The organism is Dawidia soli (assembly GCF_018598185.1).
Lineage (GTDB): Bacteria > Bacteroidota > Bacteroidia > Cytophagales > Cyclobacteriaceae > Ohtaekwangia > Ohtaekwangia soli.
The window spans coordinates 1-21,779 of record NZ_JAHESC010000045.1; the positions used below are offsets into that span (position 1 = coordinate 1).

General features: G+C 48.9%; 21 protein-coding genes and 1 other RNA gene. 12 read left to right on the top strand and 10 right to left on the bottom strand.

The genetic code is table 11. The features are described 5' to 3' along the window. Together KK078_RS23935 and KK078_RS23940 are read right to left on the bottom strand one after the other, a co-directional pair. On the bottom strand, positions 1–557 hold a 557-nt coding region (locus KK078_RS23935; RefSeq protein WP_254092856.1), incomplete at its 3' end, for an FAD-binding protein. A 19-nt stretch (positions 558–576) separates the two neighbouring features. Further along, the gene (locus tag KK078_RS23940; RefSeq protein ID WP_254092857.1) at positions 577–954 is read right to left on the bottom strand and encodes a Bor family protein; all 378 of its coding nucleotides are present in this window, start codon (positions 952–954) and stop codon (positions 577–579) included. A 350-nt stretch (positions 955–1,304) separates the two neighbouring features. Between KK078_RS23940 and KK078_RS23945 the strand changes: the two genes are divergently transcribed. The 8 genes from KK078_RS23945 (at position 1,305) to KK078_RS23980 (ending at position 7,752) form a co-directional block, all read left to right on the top strand. Then, on the top strand, positions 1,305–2,384 hold the full coding sequence (locus tag KK078_RS23945) for a hypothetical protein (protein ID WP_254092858.1): 1,080 nt from the start codon (positions 1,305–1,307) through the stop codon (positions 2,382–2,384). Between the two features lie 230 nt (positions 2,385–2,614). After that, the gene (bcp, locus tag KK078_RS23950; RefSeq protein WP_254092912.1) at positions 2,615–3,067 is read left to right on the top strand and encodes a thioredoxin-dependent thiol peroxidase; all 453 of its coding nucleotides are present in this window, start codon (positions 2,615–2,617) and stop codon (positions 3,065–3,067) included. A gap of 21 nt (positions 3,068–3,088) precedes the next feature. Further along, positions 3,089–3,463: a DUF6152 family protein gene (locus tag KK078_RS23955; protein WP_254092859.1), complete on the top strand. Its 375-nt coding sequence runs from the start codon at positions 3,089–3,091 to the stop codon at positions 3,461–3,463. A 2-nt stretch (positions 3,464–3,465) separates the two neighbouring features. Beyond that, positions 3,466–3,939, top strand: a complete 474-nt coding sequence (locus tag KK078_RS23960; protein ID WP_254092860.1) for a DUF6644 family protein — start codon at positions 3,466–3,468, stop codon at positions 3,937–3,939. Between the two features lie 167 nt (positions 3,940–4,106). After that, entirely contained in the window at positions 4,107–5,348 is a 1,242-nt protein-coding gene (locus KK078_RS23965; RefSeq protein WP_254092861.1) for a hypothetical protein, read from the top strand. 155 nt (positions 5,349–5,503) lie between these two features. After that, positions 5,504–6,148, top strand: coding sequence for a CDP-alcohol phosphatidyltransferase family protein (locus tag KK078_RS23970; protein WP_254092862.1), 645 nt, complete (start codon positions 5,504–5,506; stop codon positions 6,146–6,148). Positions 6,149–6,162: 14 nt separating this feature from the next. Continuing rightward, positions 6,163–7,116 (top strand): phosphatidate cytidylyltransferase, encoded by a 954-nt coding sequence (locus KK078_RS23975; RefSeq protein WP_254092863.1) that lies wholly within the window; start codon positions 6,163–6,165, stop codon positions 7,114–7,116. After that, on the top strand, positions 7,117–7,752 hold the full coding sequence (locus KK078_RS23980) for a lysophospholipid acyltransferase family protein (protein WP_254092864.1): 636 nt from the start codon (positions 7,117–7,119) through the stop codon (positions 7,750–7,752). 25 nt (positions 7,753–7,777) lie between these two features. Here KK078_RS23980 and KK078_RS23985 read toward each other — a convergent pair whose 3' ends face one another. Beyond that, the gene (locus tag KK078_RS23985; RefSeq protein ID WP_254092865.1) at positions 7,778–8,512 is read right to left on the bottom strand and encodes a membrane or secreted protein; all 735 of its coding nucleotides are present in this window, start codon (positions 8,510–8,512) and stop codon (positions 7,778–7,780) included. Between the two features lie 261 nt (positions 8,513–8,773). On the opposite strand from KK078_RS23985, the gene KK078_RS23990 reads away from it, so the two are divergent. Together KK078_RS23990 and KK078_RS23995 are read left to right on the top strand one after the other, a co-directional pair. Next, positions 8,774–11,464: a tetratricopeptide repeat protein gene (locus KK078_RS23990; protein WP_254092866.1), complete on the top strand. Its 2,691-nt coding sequence runs from the start codon at positions 8,774–8,776 to the stop codon at positions 11,462–11,464. Positions 11,465–11,712: 248 nt separating this feature from the next. Then, positions 11,713–13,356: a hypothetical protein gene (locus tag KK078_RS23995; protein WP_254092867.1), complete on the top strand. Its 1,644-nt coding sequence runs from the start codon at positions 11,713–11,715 to the stop codon at positions 13,354–13,356. A gap of 64 nt (positions 13,357–13,420) precedes the next feature. Here KK078_RS23995 and KK078_RS24000 read toward each other — a convergent pair whose 3' ends face one another. From KK078_RS24000 to KK078_RS24025, 6 genes are all read right to left on the bottom strand, one after another. Continuing rightward, positions 13,421–14,443 carry a fatty acid desaturase gene (locus KK078_RS24000; RefSeq protein ID WP_254092868.1) on the bottom strand — a complete coding sequence of 341 codons (1,023 nt, stop codon included), beginning with the start codon at positions 14,441–14,443 and terminating at the stop codon, positions 13,421–13,423. Between the two features lie 411 nt (positions 14,444–14,854). Beyond that, complete coding sequence (locus KK078_RS24005; protein ID WP_254092869.1) at positions 14,855–15,715, bottom strand: sigma-70 family RNA polymerase sigma factor; 861 nt, start codon at positions 15,713–15,715, stop codon at positions 14,855–14,857. 41 nt (positions 15,716–15,756) lie between these two features. Beyond that, complete coding sequence (locus KK078_RS24010) at positions 15,757–16,029, bottom strand: hypothetical protein (RefSeq protein WP_254092870.1); 273 nt, start codon at positions 16,027–16,029, stop codon at positions 15,757–15,759. A gap of 145 nt (positions 16,030–16,174) precedes the next feature. Next, the gene (locus KK078_RS24015; protein WP_254092871.1) at positions 16,175–16,429 is read right to left on the bottom strand and encodes an RNA recognition motif domain-containing protein; all 255 of its coding nucleotides are present in this window, start codon (positions 16,427–16,429) and stop codon (positions 16,175–16,177) included. A 37-nt stretch (positions 16,430–16,466) separates the two neighbouring features. Further along, on the bottom strand, positions 16,467–16,769 hold the full coding sequence (locus KK078_RS24020; protein ID WP_254092872.1) for an RNA recognition motif domain-containing protein: 303 nt from the start codon (positions 16,767–16,769) through the stop codon (positions 16,467–16,469). A 447-nt stretch (positions 16,770–17,216) separates the two neighbouring features. Beyond that, positions 17,217–18,329, bottom strand: a complete 1,113-nt coding sequence (locus tag KK078_RS24025) for a DEAD/DEAH box helicase (RefSeq protein WP_254092873.1) — start codon at positions 18,327–18,329, stop codon at positions 17,217–17,219. Between the two features lie 558 nt (positions 18,330–18,887). On the opposite strand from KK078_RS24025, the gene KK078_RS24030 reads away from it, so the two are divergent. Together KK078_RS24030 and KK078_RS24035 are read left to right on the top strand one after the other, a co-directional pair. Then, entirely contained in the window at positions 18,888–20,018 is a 1,131-nt protein-coding gene (locus KK078_RS24030; protein ID WP_254092874.1) for a fatty acid desaturase family protein, read from the top strand. Between the two features lie 139 nt (positions 20,019–20,157). Beyond that, positions 20,158–20,985 (top strand): class I SAM-dependent methyltransferase, encoded by an 828-nt coding sequence (locus KK078_RS24035; RefSeq protein WP_254092875.1) that lies wholly within the window; start codon positions 20,158–20,160, stop codon positions 20,983–20,985. A gap of 302 nt (positions 20,986–21,287) precedes the next feature. Here KK078_RS24035 and ssrA read toward each other — a convergent pair. Continuing rightward, positions 21,288–21,679: a transfer-messenger RNA gene (ssrA, locus tag KK078_RS24040) on the bottom strand. Positions 21,680–21,779 lie beyond the last annotated feature (100 nt).

The window sequence follows — 21,779 nt, forward strand, 5'->3', positions numbered from 1 at the left end:
ATGTATACATTGTGCTCTGGCACGTTCGGATCGCGGCCGGTGATGATGTGCAGCCCGACGACAAAATCCTGTACCGCCCCAAAGCCGAAGGCCGACCCGTGGGTGCCGGTGGACATGGCGCCGACGATCGTCTGGCCGTTGCTGGCACCCGACGTTTTCAGGGCACGGCCTTTGTTCTTCAGGTATAGGTTGAGCTCGTGGACCGACACCCCGCATTGTACAAAAAGAAGGTCGCGGTGGGTGCCGCCGTAGGTTTCGTCTACCATGGAGGAGGCCAATGAAAACCGCAGGTTGAGGCCCTTGGTGTTATACATCCGTCCTTTGTGGCACGTGGCAATGCGTGTCCACGTCCAGCCGCCACCGAGCGCGCGCAGTGTTTTTCCCTGGTCGATGGCCTCTCCTAGCTGGGCCTGGATGGCTTCCGAGGTCTTGGTATAGCACGCCAGCACGTCGTCGCCGGCGCTGTTCCACATATCATAGAGATTGTCGATCTCTTCCGTAAAGGTGAGGTGGCGGTTCTCCCAGGTCTTGCTTCCGGTCTCTACTATTTTCGACATAGTGATCTGGGTTAGGGATTTATTCGCCAATGACGGGATCGCTGCCGGGCTGGCACGGCTTGGCACATTGCCATTCTACCTTCATCGGGCTCCAGATCCCAAGCGTGACCACGGTAATGACGGAATAACCAAAATTGGTGGTCATACGCACCGTGTGAAGGCCCACCGGGGGATCGGGCGCCGCACAGTTGGGCGGGTTCAGGCCATTTCGAGGTTTGATCGCCAACCCCCAAAAGAGATTGTGCATCGTGGCCGACTTCGTTTCGGTCGACGCGCTATTTTTGGAAGTGATCGTGTAATGGTAACACGACTGAAGGGCCGACATCATCGCAAGTAATAACACGATCTTGCAGACATTCGGTCGAAGGGTTCCGGGGTGGGAAGATTTTGTTAGCATGGTATAAACGATTAAGTGGAGACAAATAAAAAAGCCCATCATTCTACCACGATGGCAGCACGATGGGCTTGTATATCAAATGTAACTAGGCGGTCTGCGTTTTACAAACCTTCAGGCTCAGGATTATTCCCCTATTTTAACTGTCCATCTCCGCTTCGTACCAGGAACTCCGGCAGGTATTCATTCCGCGCGGGAAGCCCCATCTTTATGTATTTCGGTGAAATAAGAGGCTCGTGTGCCCGATATCAGCACGAATGGCGCTATATTTATTTACCAACCGGGATCCCTTCCACCCGATTCCGGAAGGACACTGTTTGTTAGTTATTCATCCACTTTAATCCCTTTGCGTTATGAGAAACATTTCAATCTTCTTCTTCCTGTTCGTTTTTGCACTCCTTTCTTCTTGTACTGAACAAGAAAGCACGGTGCGTAAACCCGAGGCGGTGCAGGTTTCTGTCAATGCCGGCAAGATGACCTTGCCGGAGGAGTCTTATTTTGTAATCACTGTTCGTGATGATGCCGGTAATCCTGTACTGACCGATCACATGATGACGGCCGAGACGCCGCTGAATCTGCCGGAGGGTCATTACACGATCAGTGATCTTGCCGTTGTGAATGAAGGCGAGGTCCTGATGGCAGCGCCAAAGCGCGGCTCGCGTCTTGCACAATCCGTACAGGATGCCCTTGGCTATGAGTTTGATGTAAAATCCGGTATCGCTGCCGCGCTGACGATCGATGTCCTGGAAGCAGCCTCCCAAAACGTGGCCGACTTTGGCTACACCAGCCTGAAGCCCCCGTTCTTCGCATTCACCATGCGCACCCGGTTAGTCGAATTCTTTGATTTCTCGCTCGTGGGCACGGGGTTGATCAACGTCTATTGGGGCGACGGAACTGTCGAGCAACATGATCTTGCCACCACGGCCAACTTCCTGACACACAATTATGCCTTCCCCGGCGTATACATTATTACGGTGACCGGCGCCGTTAATCAGATCACCGACTTTTATTCATTTTACGGAAACGGGCCTATCTCGAGCATTAACTTTTCTAATACGATCTCCCTGCGCGATGTACGGCTTGGCCTTACGGATGGTCCGGCGCGCATCAATCTTACAAAGTGTCCGAACCTCGAGAATGTAAATATTGCCGGGATCAGTCAACTGGCTACGCTGCTATTGCCGATGTCACACCATATCAATTTTATCAGCATCAGTGGACCCAATGCGTTAAATACCTCTGACATTGGCGCCATAACGCACAACATCTACGCAAATGCCGTGGCCAATAACATTACCGACGGGTACTTTACTTACCTGAACAACTGGGCGGACCTGAACTCCGGACCACTCGGTCCGCCGTCGGCGGCCGCTACCGCCAAGCTTACGGATCTGCAGGATACGTACGGCTGGACCCTTTATCCGACACCTTAGCATCGTTATCTACCCGGGGGTGGAAGCGGGAAAGCTCATCGAAGATGTTTTGCATCTGCGATGAGCTTCTATCAGGTGAACCCCTGCTGATTAATAGTCACCAAAAAGGGCACAGGCATCATTTTTTAATGCCAGACCCTTACTTTGGTGATATCATCAATTCAATGCCTATGAAAACGATCATCATCCTTTACTGCTTTGTGATTTCCGCTTTTGCCGTTTCCGCACAGGTGAAACTGAAGGCCGGCGACAAAGCGCCCGATTTTTCTGGCAAGGACCAGGACGGAAAACAGGTGAGCCTTCAACAATACAAGGGCAAAAAAGTGATCCTCTACTTCTATCCCAAAGACAATACCCCGGGCTGCACGGCGGAAGCCTGTAACCTGCGCGACAACAAAGAGCTGCTGGCGAAAGAAGGTTATGAAGTGCTCGGTGTGAGCTCAGACGATCAAACCTCACACAAGGACTTTCAGGCAAAATACTCGTTGCCCTTTCCCCTGATTGCCGATACCGACAAGTCCATCCACCAGAAGTACGGTGTGTGGGTTGAAAAAGAGCGGGACGGAAAGAAAGTATGGGGCACCGCGCGCACCACGTTTCTCATTGACGAGAATGGCACGATCACCGAGGTGATCGACAAAGTAGAAACAAAAGATCATGCTTCGCGGATCTTAAAGCTCTGATCCATTTAACCCACAAAATGTATGGTACGCTATTGTTCAACACAAATGTTCAAAGGGTCGGTGCTGCTGTTCGCGGCACTGGTTTGTTTATCGTTCACGGTTGTGCTGCATCACGGTTGGGCCAACTACGACCAGACAAAAACGTTGAACTTTACGGGGGAGATCCTCGAATCCAGTTATGAGAATCCTCACGGCATGTTGAAGCTACAGGTGGATGACAAGGTATGGAACGTGGTTCTGGCGCCGCCGAGTCGCATGGATTCCCGCGGCCTGAAAAGCGACGCGCTGGTAAAAGGCACCAAAGCAACCGTTGTAGGGTATCCACACAAAAAAGTAAAAGACGAAATGCGGGCGGAGCGGATCACGATCTCCGGCAAGACCACGGAACTGCGATAGGAATGCCTGCCGATGTGTTCGAATGGCTGGAGGCGTCGCAGCTCGCGGTGTTTATCCGCCAGTCGCCGCTGCTGTTTCCGGCCATCGAGGTCGTTCACATCGTCGGATTCATTTTTCTGGTGGGCAGTGCGTTTATGTTCGATCTTCGCTTACTCGGGGTCGCCGGCCGGCTCGCCGTTAAAGATGCGGCCGGGTATGTGCTTCCCTGGTCGCGCCGTAGCCTGCTGCTCGTGATCCCGTCGGGCCTGCTTTTATTCATCTCACAGGCCACGGCGCTGAGCACCAATAGCATTTTTGGAATCAAGCTTATCCTCATCCTGGCAGCTTTTACCAACGCCGCCATCTTTCACCGTTATACCCTTGCACGTTGTGAGCGATCTGTACCGACACCACCGGCGGCAAAGGCGGCCGCTATACTCTCCTTACTGCTCTGGACAGCGGTCATCACGTGCGGGAGGCTGATCGCGTATTTTTGAGCCATCCATTCACCACTTTTTTGTGAACGGCAATATGCTCATGTCAAAAAGCGTCGAGGCCATTTTTTTAAGTGAAAATTAATCGCCCTTTAAGGGGGTGCACGTTATTTTGAACATCGTATACAAGCACCGTTAGATTTTCACACTATCAAATTACACCAACAATCATGATCAAAAAACAAATTATAATCTGCCTCCTGTTTGCCGCAAACATCGGGTATGCCCAGAACCTGGTAAGTGTAAAAAGTTTTGGAGTAGCACCGGGCAACCCGGCCGAGGTTAACAAGGCGAATTTGCAAAAAGCAATCGACTGGGCCTCTACGGTGGGTGCAGCCATTTTCATTGAGCCTACGGATGAGCCTTATCCCATCGCCGGCGGGATCATCCTGAAGCGGAATGCATCGCTTGTCGGTGTCAACGGACCGACCCCACGAGGCACCGTTCATGCTTCCAAAAAACAGCCGGTGGGCAGTGTGTTTAAGATCACCGACCGGAAGCAAGCCTTCATTACGGTAGAATCCAGTACACAGATAAAGGGCATTCAGTTCTGGTATCCGGAACAGACCATCCATAAGCCGGACTCCATTATCCCGTACCCTCCCACGATACAGGTGTCACAAACCAGCAATACACAGGGTGTCTATTTGTCGTGCCTCACGTTCTACGGCGAATATCTAGCGATGGACTTCAACGCGCCAAAGCGATTTCCCTGTGAGCTTATGACGTTTGAGCATTGTTATGGTTATCCCTTAAGCGGAGAGTTCATTCGCATCGACTATTGCTATGATGTGCCCAGGATCCTGCATTGTCACATCAACCCGTCCATTCAACGTTTTATACGGGGTGGATTTAGCCGGGGCGTTGTAGACGCCGTCATCGCCAAAAAGACCTTCGCTTATGTTATCAACCATACCGACAATGCCCAGCTGATGGACCTGTTCACGTTCGGTACGTTCGGTGGCATCCTCCTGGGAGATGAAACCTATGGGCAATTGACCAACTTCAATTTTGACTGCGTCTCCATTGGTATTCATAAAAAGGGATCGAATACAAAGAACAGGAACTGGCAAATAGCCCAGGGGTCTATTATTGCCAACTGTGGAAACAGCGTACGGGATGTTCATCCGATCATGATCGAAGGGCAGGGTCACACGGCGATCACCAACGTGGAAGCATTCTCGGGTGGCAACGGTGCTTTAACCACTGTGCCGGAGAATAAATCGTGGGATTATATGCTGGTGAAGGGCGACCAAAAATTGACGGTGAGCCTGTTCGGCAGCCGCATGCGTAACTATGTGTCGGATCAGCCGTTCACGATCGAAAATAAACAGGCGATCATTCAAGCGGTGGCGTGCGTGGATAAGGACGAGAAAAAGTATGAGGCGACCCTGGAAAGCCGGAAGCCATAGGATGCGGGTATCTTCGCCGGGGACTGCCACTCGCCCGTAGCCAATCCGTTCGCTCGTGGCTCACGAACAGCACCTTCGCGTACCAGGGGCGTTCAGTAAATCCCTGCAAAAAGCCCTGTGATATTTCACCGGGCTTTTTTGTAACTTTCCATCCTATGAAACCTGACCTGAACAGTAGGCGCCCGATCGCATCCCGCGATGCGGGCTGGGCTAAACACGCTGCTGCCTTTCTCGCCAAACAAGGATTATCTCCCAATTTTATTTCTGTCCTCAGCATCGTCTTTGCGATGGTCTCCCTGATTGCATTTTACCTGGATCATCTCGAACGCGGGCTTCATGTCGTGAATATGGTCCTGGCGATTGCCGGTATTCAGGGCAGGCTGGTCATGAACCTGCTCGACGGCATGGTGGCCGTGGAGCACAATAAAAAATCACCGGTAGGCGGTATTTTCAATGAAGTGCCGGACCGGATAACCGACACGTTGATCCTCTTCGGCGTTGGCCTCCTGGCCAAGAACATGCCCTATGGCATGGACCTGGCCTATTGGGCGATCGCGCTTTCGATCGCTACTGCCTACATTCGTACGCTGGGCGCATCGCTGCACTGCGGCCACTTTTTTATCGGCCCCATGGCCAAGCAACATCGCATGGCGCTGATCACCCTGGGCTGCGTTGCCTGCATCTGGTATACTCCTGTATTTTATTACCTGCTGATCGTCATGAATGTGGGGCTGGTCATTACGTGCTATCGCAGACTGGCAAAGATCTATGTTCACCTGCAGAAAAACCCTGTTCAATAACGCCTCTCCACCGCATGGAAAAGATCCTTCGCTTTGATTTTATTGAAAATAAAGATCTGCTGACGGTCGTCATCATCATCTTCAGCATCCTGATATTTGCCACGCTGCTCTTCTTTGTCATCGGCAAGCTCAAGCCCCAGGCAAAGCTGGATGAGCTGAAGGCCAGAACCAAGTCGTGGTGGATCATGGCCGCGCTCGTGCTGGGTGCGACATTGATCAACAGCACGATCTCGTATATCGCCATTGCCCTCTTGTCATTCGTGGCATTCCGGGAACTATACTCCGTGCTCGGCTTCCGGGACTCCGACCGCCGCGCTATTTTCTGGGCGTACGTCTCCATCCCGATACAGTACTATCTCGCATACATCGAATGGTACGGCGCGTTTATCATATTCATCCCGATCGTGATGTTCCTCTTCCTTCCGCTTCGCATGGTACTGAAAGGAAACACGGTGGGCATCATTAAGTCCATGTCGTCCCTGCAATGGATCCTCATGCTTACGGTATTTGGACTCAGTCATATGGCATATCTCCTGTCGCTACCGGATGTCGATGGGTTTAGCAGTGGCGGCAGAGGGTTACTTCTGTTCCTGGTATTTTTGACGGAGATCAACGACGTGATGCAGTTCACCTGGGGCAAATTGTTTGGGGAACATAAGATCGTTCCTAAAGTAAGTCCTAACAAAACCTGGGAAGGCTTTGTGGGCGGGATCATCAGTACTACGATCATTGGTTACTTCCTTGGATTTTTAACTCCGCTGACCGATCTGCAGGTTGTATTCGTCAGTTTCATCCTTGCCGTCTCTGGTTTTTGTGGTGATATCGTGATGTCGTCGGTCAAAAGGGATATCGGTGTCAAAGATATGGGCACTTCCATTCCCGGCCATGGCGGGATCCTCGACCGGATCGATTCCCTGGCGTATACGGCCCCCGCTTTCTTCCATCTTGTGTATTATATCGCCTATTAGATGCAAAAGCTGGTCCTGCAACTTGTCTATAGTGTGGTCGTCAAAGCGTTTCTCCGGATCATCGTCGGAGTAAAATTTGATAATGGAAAATTTCTACTGAACGAAAAACAATTCATCATCATTGCCAACCACAACAGTCATCTGGATACGATGACGATCCTGGCATCACTTCCCCGAAAGCTGGTTCACAAGGTAAAACCTGTGGCCGCGGCCGATCACTTTGGCAAGACAAAGCTCAAGGAGAAGCTCAGCAACTATTTTGTGAACACATTGCTGATCCAGCGTAAGCGTGATAAAGAAAATCCAGCCAACGATCCCATCCATAGGATGATCCATGCGCTCGATAATGGATATTCGTTGATCCTGTTTCCGGAGGGAACACGGGGCGCGCCCGAAGTTCAGCAACCTTTAAAGCCCGGCGTCGCACTGGTGCTGCTACAGCGCCCGCATATAAAATATGTACCGGCATTTATGACCGGGATGGGAAAGGCCATGCCGAAAGAAGACAGCCTCATTGTGCCGTTCAATTGCCGGCTGATATACGGAACACCGCAGTTGATCTCGGACACGGAAGTAGAGCCGATCCTGAACAGAATGCAGCAGGATCTTACTGTGCTCCAGGGGAAACTGGCTTAGTATGGATGGGTTGATTGACGTACTATCAAAGCCCTACTTTCTCACGTTTGGTCCATACTTCATCGATTGGATCGCCTTTGCTGCTCAGTCCCTTGTGCCGCCAGTTGCCATCTTCGAGCGCAAAGTCGAACTGAAGGCTTGCCCCAACACGGTTATTGTCCCTGGAGAAGAACAGAATGTTTTCGGTATACTTTCCTTTCTCGGTAGTATACGTACCGCCACCCGTGCCAAAAAATTCCTTTGTATCTACGTTATAGGCAATCCACTGAAAGCGGGTTCCGGAAAGGATCTTCATGGTGCGACGCGCGCCGGGAGTCATCTTGCCCATCTTTCCGTCATTCATGCGACCGGTGATCAGCCACGCGCCTGACAATTTGCCGGGCGTGCCGTTGTCAACGCGGATCCATTCTCCCTTTGTACCATCCGCTGTCAGCGAGAGCTTGTTATCTTTCAGGTCGACGGATGTTGATATTTCAGTACCCACCTTATCGGGCGTTGCGGAACTGAACTCCAGTGTTTCCACGATCTCTTTTCCGTTAAGTCTCCAGCGTCCGCCCGACGTTGCTATAAACTGCCTGTCTTTTACGTTATACGTGGTGATGACAAAGAACTGGTCCGTATAGATTCTGGTCATTTTTACATCTGTGCCGGTCTCCCAGGCGCCGGTGATATCTGATGTTTTTATTTGTGCGGACGATGTAGCGACGGCCGTCATCAACACCATCATGAGCACGAAAGGTTTCAGGGTTGTATTTTTCATAGTGTTTGAAGCGGAAGGTATTTTGAAATCCCTACATAATCAAGGTTTTTCTCGTTAGTGGATCTGCTTTATCCGGCGGTCAATCTTCCAATCGTCACACTTTCTTACCCCCTTCTGACAACCGGGCCGGTTGGGGGGAGGACCTTTGTTTAAACGTTCTTTTCCGTTGTTTTACATGCTAAAAAGCACTCCCCCGCACTTCCCGCTCCTGCTTTTTGTTTTAGTCGTACCTTTGCTCTTATTATTGACCACGAGGGCCCGATGAGAAGCGGAAAAGTATACCTCTTAGCGTGTTTTCTAACCTTGCTGCCCGGCTTGCTTTCGGGGCAATCCAACTTCACGGACAGCCTGGAACAAAAACTCGCAAACGTTACAGGAGAGCCACGGGTCGACATTCTCAACCTGCTTACCTACGAATTCATCACCATCAATACGAAAAAGGTACTTGCCTATAACACCGAGGCGCTGGACCTGAGCAAGAGCATGGGCTACCTGAAAGGCGAAGCCCGCGCCCGCACCTACCTGGGGGTACACGAATATCTGTCAGGCCAGCTTCCCGAAGGCCATCGCGACCTGAATACCGGACTGCTTTTGGCCAAACGCGCGGGCGATAAAGCGCTTTACGGCTATACATTGCTGCAGCTCGGCAACTGCAGTCTCGAAGAGGTGGAGATGGATTCGGCGCTGCGTTTCTTCAACCAAAGCCGGGCGATCTTCCAGGACAGCACCGATCCGCGCACGCTCTCCAAGATCTACCGAAACCTCGGCGCACTGTATGGCCAACGGTACCAGACCGACTCGCAGTTCTATTACTTCGACCGTGCTATCCGCATACGCCGGATGCTTCCCAACAAGACGCTACTGGTAGAAGCGCTGGTCGCCAAGATCAAAGCGAAAATAGAGCTGAACGAATTTTCCGACGCGCAAAACCTGCTGCGCGAAGCCGACGGTTTTGTCAGCAATCGTCCCGAAGACGAAGAGAACCTGAACGATCTTCGTCACATCAAGGCACTCACGCTTTTTAAAAGGGGGAAATATGCCCAGGCAGACATCCTGTTTGATTCGGCCCGAAATTATTTTCTCAGAAAATCATTGCTGCGAAAGTATGTCACGCTGCTGATCGATCTGGGCAAAGTCTTTACGGCCCGCGGCGAATACGAGCTGGCGCTTAGCAACCTGTACGATGCCTTGCGGTTAAGCCAGCTTCGTCACTTCGATGCAGAATCCGTGATCATCCGCATCCAGATCGGTTGGATCTATCAGCGGCTGGGCCACACATCGCAGGCGCTGCACATGGCCGACAATGCCATCATGCTCTATCCGCGAAAATTATTGCTGGCCGAACGTGCCAACGTGCTTACGCTGAAAGGCGTTGTGCTTACGGATATGAACAAGTTCACGGAAGCGCGCAGATGTCTCGATTCTGTGCTACGAATTTATTCCGGTGTGGGAAGTATGCTGGGAAAAAGCGAAACCCTGACGCGGCTTGGGTCGCTGGAAAGCAAACAAAAAAATTACCCCGCTGCTATCCGTCATTACCAAAAGGCCGTGGCGATGGCGACGCAGGTAGAGTATACCTACGGACTTGCCTGGTCGTACTGGGGGCTAGGCGATGCCTATTACCGTCTACACCACTACGACAACGCGATCACGTCGTTGGAACAGTCGCAGAAGTATGCGGACGGCGCTTCCGAAATCCTCGTGCTCAACTATAACACACACCGCGACCTGCTGATGGCGCAAAAACGGTATCAGGAAGCGCTGCATTATTCGCTACTGGCCTCTCAGCTTCGGGATTCCATTCATAAAGTCGACCTGGCGCGAAGATTTGTAAACCTGGAGAAGATCCAGGAGATCGAACAGCACGAACGCGATATCCAGGTCTTACAAAAAGACAAAGAGCTTGCTGAAAACAAATTATCGTTGCAGGAAGCCCAGATCAAACAACAGTCCACGATCATCATCGGCGGCCTCCTGGGCATGGCACTGCTCGGTGGCTTGGTGTTTATGTATTATCGCTTCAACGTTTCCATTACGGCGAAGAATGCCCGCATCGTTGAGCAGGCCGATAAGCTGCATGAAACACATCAGGAATTGAAAAAGTTGTACCTGGAAGTCTCCGAGCAGAAAGAAGAGATCCAGATGCAGGCCGATAAACTGGCGGAGTCCAACCGCGCGATCTCCGACGTAAACCGGGACCTGGAAAAAATCGTCGAAGAAAAAACGGCACAGCTCAAGCGTACGAACAGTGAGCTGATCAAACATAACAACGAGCTACTCCAGTTCTCGTACACGGTCTCGCATAACTTACGCGGTCCCGTGGCCAGGTTGCTGGGCCTTGCGGACCTGGCAAGGAGCGACGAGCAGTTGATCGAAACGGCGCAATTGGTGGAGTTTATCGGGCGAACGGCTACCGATCTCGACCTGATCATCAGCGACCTGAGCAAGATCCTGGAGCTACGCAACGAGCCGCACCAGTTCCTGGAAGCGGTGCCATTGGAAAAAGAATGGAGCCAGAGCAAAAGCCTGCTACAAGACAGTCTTACAGGCAACGAGGAGATCATCACCAACTTCGGCGCGTTACCAGAGATCCGTACCGTACGCGCCATGCTGCAAAGTATTCTTTACAATCTGTTGAGCAACGCGATCAAATACCGTTCGCCTGAAAGGACACTGCGCGTGGTAGCCACCAGCTGGCGCGAGAACGGAAATGCGGTGCTCGAGATCGCCGACAACGGGCTTGGTTTCAACATGGCCCGGCACAACGAAAACCTATTCAAGCTGTATAAGCGTTTTCATACCCACGTAGAAGGCCGGGGTATAGGTCTTTACCTTATCAAATCACAGGTCGACGTGCTCCACGGCTCCATCGAGGTAGCATCGGAGCTGGATAAAGGTTCGGTATTTCGCGTCGTGCTGCCTATACCGGATGATCGGGAAGTGAAAAGCTGACCCTGGTAAACTACCAAGGTCTACCTGGACCAAAACACATTTATAGCGAGATACCTCAAATAGTCGCTTTCCCGTGTAGCGAATATACCTTCATTTATCCGTGCGGTAGAAATAAGCACGTGGTAACCGGAAAACCGTGGAGAAAAAGCGACAACCAATCGTTGTGGGTTACCACTCATCTGCGCTTTATACATTATCATTACATCCGGCCGGCATTAAGAAAGCATTTGTATTAAAACGTAATACTATTGAATAAACCCGCAGCCTCACGCGATTTCATCGTGGACTGCACATTGGATGATATTGTAAACTATATTATTAAACAAGTAACTATATCCGTTATGAAACGCAAGGAATTTTTAAAGAGAGGAATGACCGGCGTAATCGGTCTTTCTGGAATGACCACCATGCTGCAGGCATGTACCGACGAAGTAAATAAACCCGAGGAGGATGATAAAGGCAACGAGCCTGGCGGAAATGCCAGCGCGGCACCGCTGGTAGCAACGCATTGGGTTAGCGTATCTGCTACCGGCTCAGGCGATGGCACGCAACAGAATCCATATACGCTTGCACAGGCATTACAATTAGCCCAACCTGGCTGGAGCGTTAGTTGCGGCCCGGGCGAGTATATGGGCGTTAACACCCATTCAAACGACCCTTGCATGCGAATATCGACTGATGGCACAGAAAGCAACCCTATAATCTTCTTCGCGCAGAATTATGCGGCCTTGAATACTACCGGACGAAGCACACTAAGACACGATGGAACGCAGCAAGCCCAGGGATGCCCTGTTTTGGGATTAGGCACGGGTCACCACTGGTATGGATTCTACATTACCGAATCGCTTGCACCTACTCACCCGGATACAGGCCCCGTTGTATGTGGTGGCAAATACAACAGGATCTCTTACTTTAGAATCGATCGCGGTCCTACCACCTGGCCCTTGTTTGGTGAGGGAGAAAATACGTATGGCGAGAATAATCATGCGGCCATCCGATTTGAAGGCGAAGGCTGTCAGAATAACCTGGTGAGTGATTGCTGGATTGAAAATTATAGCCGCGAAAATGCCTTTGGCAGCGAACAGGGCATTCAGCTATTCAGTCCAAACGGTTCAAGCATAACAACATCAACAGGACATATTACCATTGAAAATTGTTATTTCGACAATGTAGAAACGGCATTGACCAGCAAGGGTGCGGGTGAAGACCGCTGGATCCTGGGCGGCATAATCTTCAGACGAAACCTGATTCGCGCAAGCGTATTTGCACCTGTGTCCGGAGCCGTTAACTTTATGGATACGTCTGGAGAATTGGGAAGAAACCAGGTATACCAGAACATACAGGTTGGCGGCAATTATCACGTCATCTGCATGCAGCAAGCCGGATATCCGATCCGTGATATAGATGTTATTAACAACACGTTAATCAATAGTGTTAAAATCGGAGAAATGGAGGGCATCCACTCGGCAACCCATCAAGCGGGTGCTGTGGGGTCAGGCTGGAGAATACACAATAACGTTAAAACCGGCACTACGCCATTATTTAATTTCAGTGATGACCTGGGGGATGATGCCGCGGTGCAGAGCAGGTCTCATAACTTAAGCTTTGGCCATTCCCGCTGGGGGTATGTCACCTCGCGTGGAACAGGAACACATACTCTTGCCGAGTGGCAAGCCGCTACGGCATTTGATGATTTTTCATTGGAATCTGATCCGCTGTTGACGTCCTCTGCGTGGGGTAATTCAGATCTGGGTAAATTGCAACCAACTTCTCCGGCCAGAAATGCAGCAGTTGATTTGTTAGACTTAAACGGCGGCGGTACAGGTGCTACATGTCATATGGGTGCATACTCTAACGACACTGTAGTCATTGGTATTCGTCCACTGGTATAACAAAATACCAGCGCATTCGCCCGCCATTGCTCACGCTCTGGCGGGTGTTAAAGCATCAAGGTCGTCAAGCACCAATTTCATGACCGAAGCGTTCAAGGAACTCTTTCTTTGAATCATTATACCTCCCAACCACCCCTATTTTATGCATGCAATAAATATAAATCCACGCCATATCAAGCTGGTATTTCAAAAACCCAGCCCGGGCGCTGTCGGGATACAAATGATGGTTATTGTGCCATTCGCCAGAGAAAATTCCCGGACGCGTCTGATTGATTGACAGATTACTTCTGTCAAAATCCACCCCATCAACATGCTGTCTCTGGCCGCCACCGTGGCCAGTATAATTAAATGCACGCACCAGTACATACCAGAAAAACGCCCCGGAAAATAATGCGCATGCAAAACCCGGACCACCCATGAACGAGAATGCAGTAAACCAGAACGCCCAATTCATTAACAACAGGAGGACGGTGTAGTAGGGATTGGCTACGGATCCCCATTTGAGATATTTTTTATAACTATTGATGACGATCCCCGTATGACCGATGAAATTGGAAACCTTTTTGTATTCGGTTTCATTCAAGTCCTTTGCTATCGCCTGGTGATTAACATCTGACAACATGCAATACAGTATGCCAGCGCCCGAATTGTAAGGGTCGCCCGGATTATCCGATTTCGCATGATGAACGTGGTGCGAAACGACGTAAACCTCTTCGGAGAATGTTCTCACCACCAGATTTTGTGTAACGAATCGCCACACAGAATTCGTAAAGGTGTAGGCACGATGCGTGCTGTACCGGTGATACCAGATCGTGCCATGAGTGCTCATGACGATCATGGCATAAATAACCAACGCTCCCACATGAAGCCATGAAAAGTAATCGACCAAGAAAAAATAAAGAAAGGGAAGCATGGCCACAGCAGTTGCCCAATTGATAAATGGAATCCAGTTCTTTTTTGATTTGAATACGTTCGTACGTTTAAATGCTTCAGTCCAGAGCTGTTTCGGCGACGGTTTTACAAGATTACCGTCATCATCTGCCCATTTATAGGATGGGGTCTGTAATACTTTATCAATAAATGCCATTCTGAATATTCCCTTTTAATTAATGCAGGGCGCAATATCAACCGCTTCTTCTTAGAACGACCTTAACCGCACCTTGCTGTCCTGCCCGCTCGCGTAACGAAGTATGAGTAACTTCATTTCCCAGGTGGTATTAATTCCCGTTCAAAATAAACTTTCTGTTTTGCGGACTCACTACCAACAACTGCGCAATAGTAAATACGGTTGTAATATTTCTTTATTTGGAGCTTCACCGTTGGTGCTTCCTTAGCCATGATGAAGGCGTCGATGGGATAGATATTGTCTTCGTTATTTTGAAAAGCCATAATTATCATACACAACCATCGCAATCAGCTGTGCGTTAAATGATTGATTTATTTTAGTGCGGCAATACAAGACCTGTCACTTCTTCGAAGAGGTTGATCACTCGCTCTATCACAGGTAGGACTTCAACGATTTTTTTACAGATCCAGACCGCATACTCCTCGTGGCTTTTTCCTTAATCTGCCTGACTCTCTCGCGTGTGAGATTAAACCTTTCACCAAGTTCCTCCAACGTGAGGGGGCCTTCGTTGTCCAAGCCAAAATACAGAATAATAATCTCCGTCTCCCGAGATGTTAACTGCGACAGCGCCCGTTTGATCTCAGTCTTCAAAGAGGCTGATAACATTCCCGCATCAGGCATATCACAGCTGCTGTCGCTCAGTACATCGAGCAATGAATTATCTTCACTTTCCTGGAAAGGTGCATCAATCGATATGTGTCTCCCAGTATGCCTTTGGGTTTCAGCAACTGCTTCGGCAGAAACACCCATTGTATGCGCAAGCTCGTCTATTGTAGGTTCGCGCTGAAAGTGCTGCTCCAACATAGAACATGTTTTGAGGAGATTATTGAGTCCGTTCACGCGATTCAATGGCAATCTCACTATACGCGATTGCTCTGCGAGGCTCTGCATAATCGATTGACGAATCCACCACACTGCATATGAGATGAATTTAAAACCTCGTGTCTCGTCGAAGCGCTTTGCCGCTTTGATCAATCCCAGATTACCTTCACTTATCAGATCCCCCAGACTCAAACCGAAGTTTTGATACTGCTTCGCCACTGATACAACAAATCTCAAATTTGCTTTCGCCAGCCTTTCAAGCGCTATGTGATCACCTTGCCTGATTCGTCTGGCAAGGTTCACTTCCTCGTCAGATGAAATCAAATCTATCTTGCCGATCTCCTGCAGATATTTGTCTAACGACTGTGTCTCGCGATTTGTGATCGCCTTTTGGATCTTCAACTGTCGCATGGATAAGGTTGTTTAAGTAGTTAAGTGAGGTTCTGCAACCATCAATTTGTCCGTCGCCACGGCCTGTCTTCACGGAAATTACTGATCCACCATTCTGCAAATGCCGAAGCAGGAAACGATTCAACCAGAACTGACGCAAGATCTGTAATGGCTTCTTCGACAGAGGTACCGCGGAGGGCGACTCGACCGTCCGACGTTTCAAGATAAAAATAGCCACCGTTACAAATCAGCGAAACGCCTGTATTGAGGTCGCTGGTGTAGATATGCTGAAGAACTTCTCCGACATAACTACGGTCTATTATTCGTTGTGACATACCTTGTTCTTTTAAACGTGGAACTAAAACTCTATCCTGCCGGTACTATGGAAAGCGATCTGGCCGATCAGATGTACGACCCGTACCGCTCGAAACAATCCGAAAACCATTCTCCGGACCCGGGGCTATAAACCGACGACAGCAATCAATATGAGCTTGTCTTTGGTCTGGCCTTTGATACCATAAGCCTCTTTCCAAAAAACTCTGCATTCATTAATCTCTCAATGGCATGAAACGCCTGGCTGTCATTCGCCATATCAACAAAGCCAAATCCTTTCGACTCGCCCGTGTGTTTATCACTGATGATTTTGACTGAGGAAACCTGCCCAAATTCCGAGAATAGCGCTTTCAGCGCTTCTTCGCTAACTGTCCGACTGATGTTTGTTACGAATAGATTCATACAATACGTTAAAATATAAAGACCTGATTTGCAAATATTACCAGCGACTATTGAACCCGCCACGGCTCCCGTTTCCGTACCCGCCAGTTTGAGTATCGGTCTTCGGGCGAGCTTCGTTAACGACCAACGACTTGCCTTCGAAATCTGATCCATTCAAATTATTGATAGCCTCTCTTCCAGCGGAATTGTCAGCCATTTCTACAAAGCCAAAACCACGGCTACGATTGGTCAGTTTATCAATGACAATCTTTGCAGAGGTAACCGTTCCAAATTGTTCAAAACGTTCTTTGAGATCAGCCACTGATGATGTAAAAGGAATGTTTGCTACGTAAATATTCATTATGTATATGTTTTATGATTAAAAATGCTAGTTTATTGTTTGATCAGATGCCTGGAGGTACTGAGGTTTTCGAAACGGATCCATAGTGATATTTCCAGATCGCGTATAATTCGAAGTCATACATTGCACTAAGAGGGATAAGATTTTCACATACGAACAGTTTCTTTTGAAGAAGAACTATTTCACCGTTATCGTCCTCCCATCGAATATCGCACGATGCTTCATCTCCAAATAATTTAGTCGGCACGATCAGACACCTCTCGGGAGAGATATTGTAATGCATCGCGTATTTTTTTGCTCTATCAGGCGCAATCTTATAAGCCAATCCCATTTTTACGTTCATAATATGAAATTTGTTAATGATAAAAGCCGTCCGTTTCCCGCCAAAACACTCCGATAATCGCTGCGAACGTGATAATCCTACCCGAACAGCTAAGCTGCCCCCTGTTAATTAAACGGATGTTGAACAACTGCCAGATTCTTTTTCGATATCCGGTTGATATTATTCAGATAACGTCGCTCATCCAGATCGCAAAACGAAAGCGCCGAACCGCTTTTACCTGCCCGTCCTGTTCTTCCGATGCGGTGCGTATAAGTCTCAGCAGACTCAGGCAATTCATAATTGATCACGAAAGGAAGATCAGCAATATCAATACCGCGTGCTGCGACATCTGTTGCTACCAGTACGCGAGTCGAGTTTTTCCTGAAATTTGTCAAGGCGCGCTGTCTTGCGTTCTGGCTTTTATCACCATGAAATGCCTCGGCCGGAATTCCAGAATTGGCCAGGTCTTTCGCTATTTTATCTGCGCCATATTTTGTGCGAGCAAAAACGATCACATTGGTCATTTTTTGTTCCTGGATAACATGTTTCAGTAGTGACCGCTTGTCTTCCCTGGCCACATAATAAACAGATTGTTCAATCGACGTTTTAGGCGACGCTTCTATGCTGACCTGTACCGGCGATGCCGCGATGCCACGAATCAGGCCCATCACCGCAACCGGCATTGTTGCAGAAAAGAAAACATTCTGTCTGGAGGGAGGGATAACCTTAATGAGCTTCCTGATGCTATTAATAAAGCCCATATCGAGCATTCGATCCGCTTCGTCGAGCACGAGGATTTCAACTTGCTTCAACGTCAAAACGCCTTGATCAATTAGGTCGTGAAGCCGGCCCGGCGTAGCGACGAGAATATCCACCCCCCTGCTAATTTCTTTTACCTGGTTACCTTGGGAAACGCCACCGTAAATCACAGCGCTTTTTAACGGTAAATTCTTCCCGTAGAACTTCAGGTTATCGAAAACCTGTAAGGCTAGCTCACGTGTCGGTGAAAGTATAAGCGCACGAACGGCGGGGCGCTGCGTACGAGTTGAAAGCAACTGAAGGATAGGGATACAAAAGGATGCTGTTTTCCCAGTTCCCGTTGCTGCGGATGCTACAATATCCTTTCCTGAAAGGATATGAGGAATAGCTTGTTGTTGAATAGCTGTGGGTGATTGATAACCCTTTTCTGTCAGTGCCTCAATAATGGCACTACAAAGATTCAGATCTTTGAAAGTCATTTAAAAAATTTAAAAATAGATCGAGGGTTACGACATTCGTAACCGCACTGTGCAACAAAAGACCTTATGGTGAGTTCGGAACTAAAGGAGATTCACTGCTTAACTGAGGAATTTTAAGAAACTACGTCACAAATATTTATTCGTGACAAACTAGCAGTGAATTAATTGTCCGCAATCGATAATCAAAGGTAGCTATAATAATCGACAATTCCTATTTATGCTCAGGTGACACTACGCTCGCTCAATATACGACTGCAGTGAATATCGGAAAAACCACACACAACAAATGCAGTCGATGAATTCACGGGATGAATCATCTGCATTTAATCCGAAAGGTTGTTTTGATTTATAAAAGCAATTTCCCAAATAGTAATCATTGGGCGCCAATTGTGTATTAGTTTTCACAACCATTAATGTTCTTTTGCCCTAATCATGCCGTCGCGCCGACCTTGCTCTGTTGCACTCCGGCCCGCGTGCGACATGATCCTTTAGTGTGCCTCGTGAACTCCCGAACGATTTTTTTAGTCATTCTGTTGATATGATACAGGCAACACCAACATGATTACACATTCGTTCGACAATTCAAAGAGTTCGTTTTTTACTACCCTCAAACAGCGCGTCAGTAACCACTTTACAACAAAGGGTATCCACGAGGCTGGCAATCATAAGATAGTAATCAAAGGTCTGGTGCTCGTCAGCGCTGCTGCGGCACTCTATGTAGTGTTGGTTTTTTTCACACCGGCCCCATGGCTTGGTGTGCCACTATGTGTGCTCCTGGGTCTTGCTTTGGCATTAATCGGGTTTAATGTCATGCATGATGGAGGCCATCAAAGCTTTTCCAAACATCCGCTTCTCAACAAGGTTGCCGCGCACTTTCTTAACGTATTGGGGGGAACTGCACACTTCTGGCAGGCGAAACACAACATTAACCATCACACCTACACGAATATCGAGGGACTCGATTCCGATATCGACGTGAAGCCATTTATGCGCCTTCACGCCGATCAGCCCTTAAAACGATATCACCGATTTCAGCATATCTATTGGGTTGTCTTATACGGAATCTCTTACATCGTGTGGATTTTTTATGAAGACTTCAAAAAATATTTCAGCGGACGTATTTCGGCTACCGCCCCCAAAAAGAAACTAACAATCGGGCAGCAAACCATTTTTTGGGTGACTAAGCTCATGTACGTTTTCTTGTATGTTGTCCTGCCGATCGCATTCATTGGCTGGGTCTCCTGGCTCGTTGGATTTTTGGTCATCACATTTGTTTGCGGAGTTGTAATCAGCATTGTATTCCAGTTGGCGCATGTGGTAGAGGGAACCCATTTTCATAGCATTGCCGATGGCACTTCGAAGACCGATTGGGCGATACACCAAGTTCGGTCCACAGCAAATTTCCAAACCGAGAGCCGCGTACTCCATTGGCTGCTGGGGGGACTGAACTTCCAAATCGAACACCACTTGTTTCCTCGCGTCAGCCATATTCACTATCCGGCCATTTCAAGATATGTAAAACAGGCCTGCGGCGAGCGTGGAATCGTATACAATGAGTATAAATCGATGTACGGCGCCGTTGCCTCTCACATCCGTCATCTATATCAACTGGGACGACCTGCAATATTGCATGCTATACCCACCACCACACCGGAGAATAGCGGCTTATCGCAATATGGGTCACGCTGACGCGTAGTTTCCCGCGATCTTCGAATCGCGAAGAATTTCCGCGACGACACCCGACACCTCGTATTAGGCTATCTTTAACTAAACTATTCTTGCTTCGGTTGCTTTCACATTTTCTATATCATTTACCCCTAAATTATTCATGTATATAATCAATAAAACAATCTCTGTCTTTAAGCGATTTGCATGGTTCAAACGTTTCAATGCCCGCATAACGTACCAAGTGCTGGCCAAATACATTCCGTCTGCCGATTGGCATTTTATGAATTACGGCTATGTACCCGATGCTGAAGAAAGACATAGTAACGTTCCGCCGTTCAATGTAAAACACCAGCATCAACCAGCGGCAATGTATCATTACCTGGCTTGCAAGGTACCCGTAACCGGTAAAGTTGTGCTGGAAGTAGGGAGTGGCCGGGGCGGCGGGGCGAGCTATGTCGCAAATCATTTCAGGCCGAAGCAGTACATTGCTGTTGATATAGCAAGTAGTGCGGTCGCGTTAGCGAATAAGTTCCACAGCACTGCGAGTCTGCGATTCGTTCAGGGTAGCGGAGAGCATCTTCTTATCCAGGATGATTCTATCGACATTGTAATGAACGTCGAGTCATCTCACGGATACGGCGATGTTGCTAAGTTTCTCTCAGAGGTCAAGCGCGTACTCCGACCGGGAGGCCACCTGCTGCTTGTCGATTTCCGGAATTCGTTAGCGAACATGGCTATCTTCAGCCAACAGCTGCTTGATTCGGGGATGATCTTGTTGAGTAAAGAAAATATCAGCACGAAAGTTGTACGTGCCATCGAGTTAGACGATGATTCTAAGACGAGCACTATTAAGCGTTTGGTCCCGCGTCGGTACCAACGCGTATTCAGCGATTTTGCCGGCGTAGTGGGGTCAAGGTTTTACAATACGCTAAAAGACGGCACGAGGCCGTATTGCAGGTTCGTCTTACAGAAACAAACCCCTTCTTAGCCGGGCGATTGCTTTTCTAACACCTTTGCATTACGACGGAAATATTCTTATGCCGTTCGAATCACCTGAAACTCCCTCATTGAGAATGTCGTTTCTAATGCGCCGGCCAACGTTGCTTTCGACAACAATCGCTTAGAACAAATTATCGACCCCTTAACCCGCATGTAGAATTCCCCGCGGATACCTGTAAAGTCGGAAATTCATCGAACTGGTGGTGAGCTCTGGCAGAAAAAGTACGTTTATTCAGCGAACCAGACGTTTTCAAGCATAAAAAAAGGGAAAATCTTATCGATTTTCCCTTTGGGTGGAACCGGAGGGAGTCGAACCCTCGTCCAGAGAAGATGAACCCCGGGTCTTCTACATGCTTAGTTGCTTTTTATTGTCGGGAGCGTCAAGGCAGGCAACGGCCTAAAACGCACCGTAGTCACTATGGCTTAGCCGTGCTTAGTAACGTGGCACGGAGCGGATTTGCATAACGACACCGCGGATCAGCGCCTGCAAAACGGGAGCGCTGGGCGATGATGGCTTTCCCGATCTTATCGGGACGAGGCGTAATTCAGCTCAGCTAAATTAGGCAGCCATGGCGTAGTTAGACTCGCCAAGTATGATTGAGGACTATCTTTCAAGGCTCTCATCCCATGAGCCTGCATGCTTATACACGGTCTCAAACATCCTGTCAAAACCGGTCGGCCCCATTAAGTACAGTAGTCAAAGAACGGAAAACGGGGGCACAAAGATAACAAAAGTCTTCACTCCACAGTTCCGGCAACGCAGGAAGTACGCCATGATGGCAT

Bases quoted from the DNA above. Each gene is read 5' to 3' on its own strand.
- KK078_RS23940 (WP_254092857.1), bottom strand. From the start codon at position 954: ATGCTAACAAAATCTTCCCACCCCGGAACCCTTCGACCGAATGTCTGC.
- KK078_RS23945 (WP_254092858.1), top strand. From the start codon at position 1,305: ATGAGAAACATTTCAATCTTCTTCTTCCTGTTCGTTTTTGCACTCCTT.
- KK078_RS23955 (WP_254092859.1), top strand. From the start codon at position 3,089: ATGGTACGCTATTGTTCAACACAAATGTTCAAAGGGTCGGTGCTGCTG.
- KK078_RS23960 (WP_254092860.1), top strand. From the start codon at position 3,466: ATGCCTGCCGATGTGTTCGAATGGCTGGAGGCGTCGCAGCTCGCGGTG.
- KK078_RS23965 (WP_254092861.1), top strand. From the start codon at position 4,107: ATGATCAAAAAACAAATTATAATCTGCCTCCTGTTTGCCGCAAACATC.
- KK078_RS23970 (WP_254092862.1), top strand. From the start codon at position 5,504: ATGAAACCTGACCTGAACAGTAGGCGCCCGATCGCATCCCGCGATGCG.
- KK078_RS23975 (WP_254092863.1), top strand. From the start codon at position 6,163: ATGGAAAAGATCCTTCGCTTTGATTTTATTGAAAATAAAGATCTGCTG.
- KK078_RS23980 (WP_254092864.1), top strand. From the start codon at position 7,117: ATGCAAAAGCTGGTCCTGCAACTTGTCTATAGTGTGGTCGTCAAAGCG.
- KK078_RS23985 (WP_254092865.1), bottom strand. From the start codon at position 8,512: ATGAAAAATACAACCCTGAAACCTTTCGTGCTCATGATGGTGTTGATG.
- KK078_RS23990 (WP_254092866.1), top strand. From the start codon at position 8,774: ATGAGAAGCGGAAAAGTATACCTCTTAGCGTGTTTTCTAACCTTGCTG.
- KK078_RS24000 (WP_254092868.1), bottom strand. From the start codon at position 14,443: ATGGCATTTATTGATAAAGTATTACAGACCCCATCCTATAAATGGGCA.
- KK078_RS24005 (WP_254092869.1), bottom strand. From the start codon at position 15,715: ATGCGACAGTTGAAGATCCAAAAGGCGATCACAAATCGCGAGACACAG.
- KK078_RS24010 (WP_254092870.1), bottom strand. From the start codon at position 16,029: ATGTCACAACGAATAATAGACCGTAGTTATGTCGGAGAAGTTCTTCAG.
- KK078_RS24015 (WP_254092871.1), bottom strand. From the start codon at position 16,429: ATGAATCTATTCGTAACAAACATCAGTCGGACAGTTAGCGAAGAAGCG.
- KK078_RS24020 (WP_254092872.1), bottom strand. From the start codon at position 16,769: ATGAATATTTACGTAGCAAACATTCCTTTTACATCATCAGTGGCTGAT.
- KK078_RS24025 (WP_254092873.1), bottom strand. From the start codon at position 18,329: ATGACTTTCAAAGATCTGAATCTTTGTAGTGCCATTATTGAGGCACTG.
- KK078_RS24030 (WP_254092874.1), top strand. From the start codon at position 18,888: ATGATTACACATTCGTTCGACAATTCAAAGAGTTCGTTTTTTACTACC.
- KK078_RS24035 (WP_254092875.1), top strand. From the start codon at position 20,158: ATGTATATAATCAATAAAACAATCTCTGTCTTTAAGCGATTTGCATGG.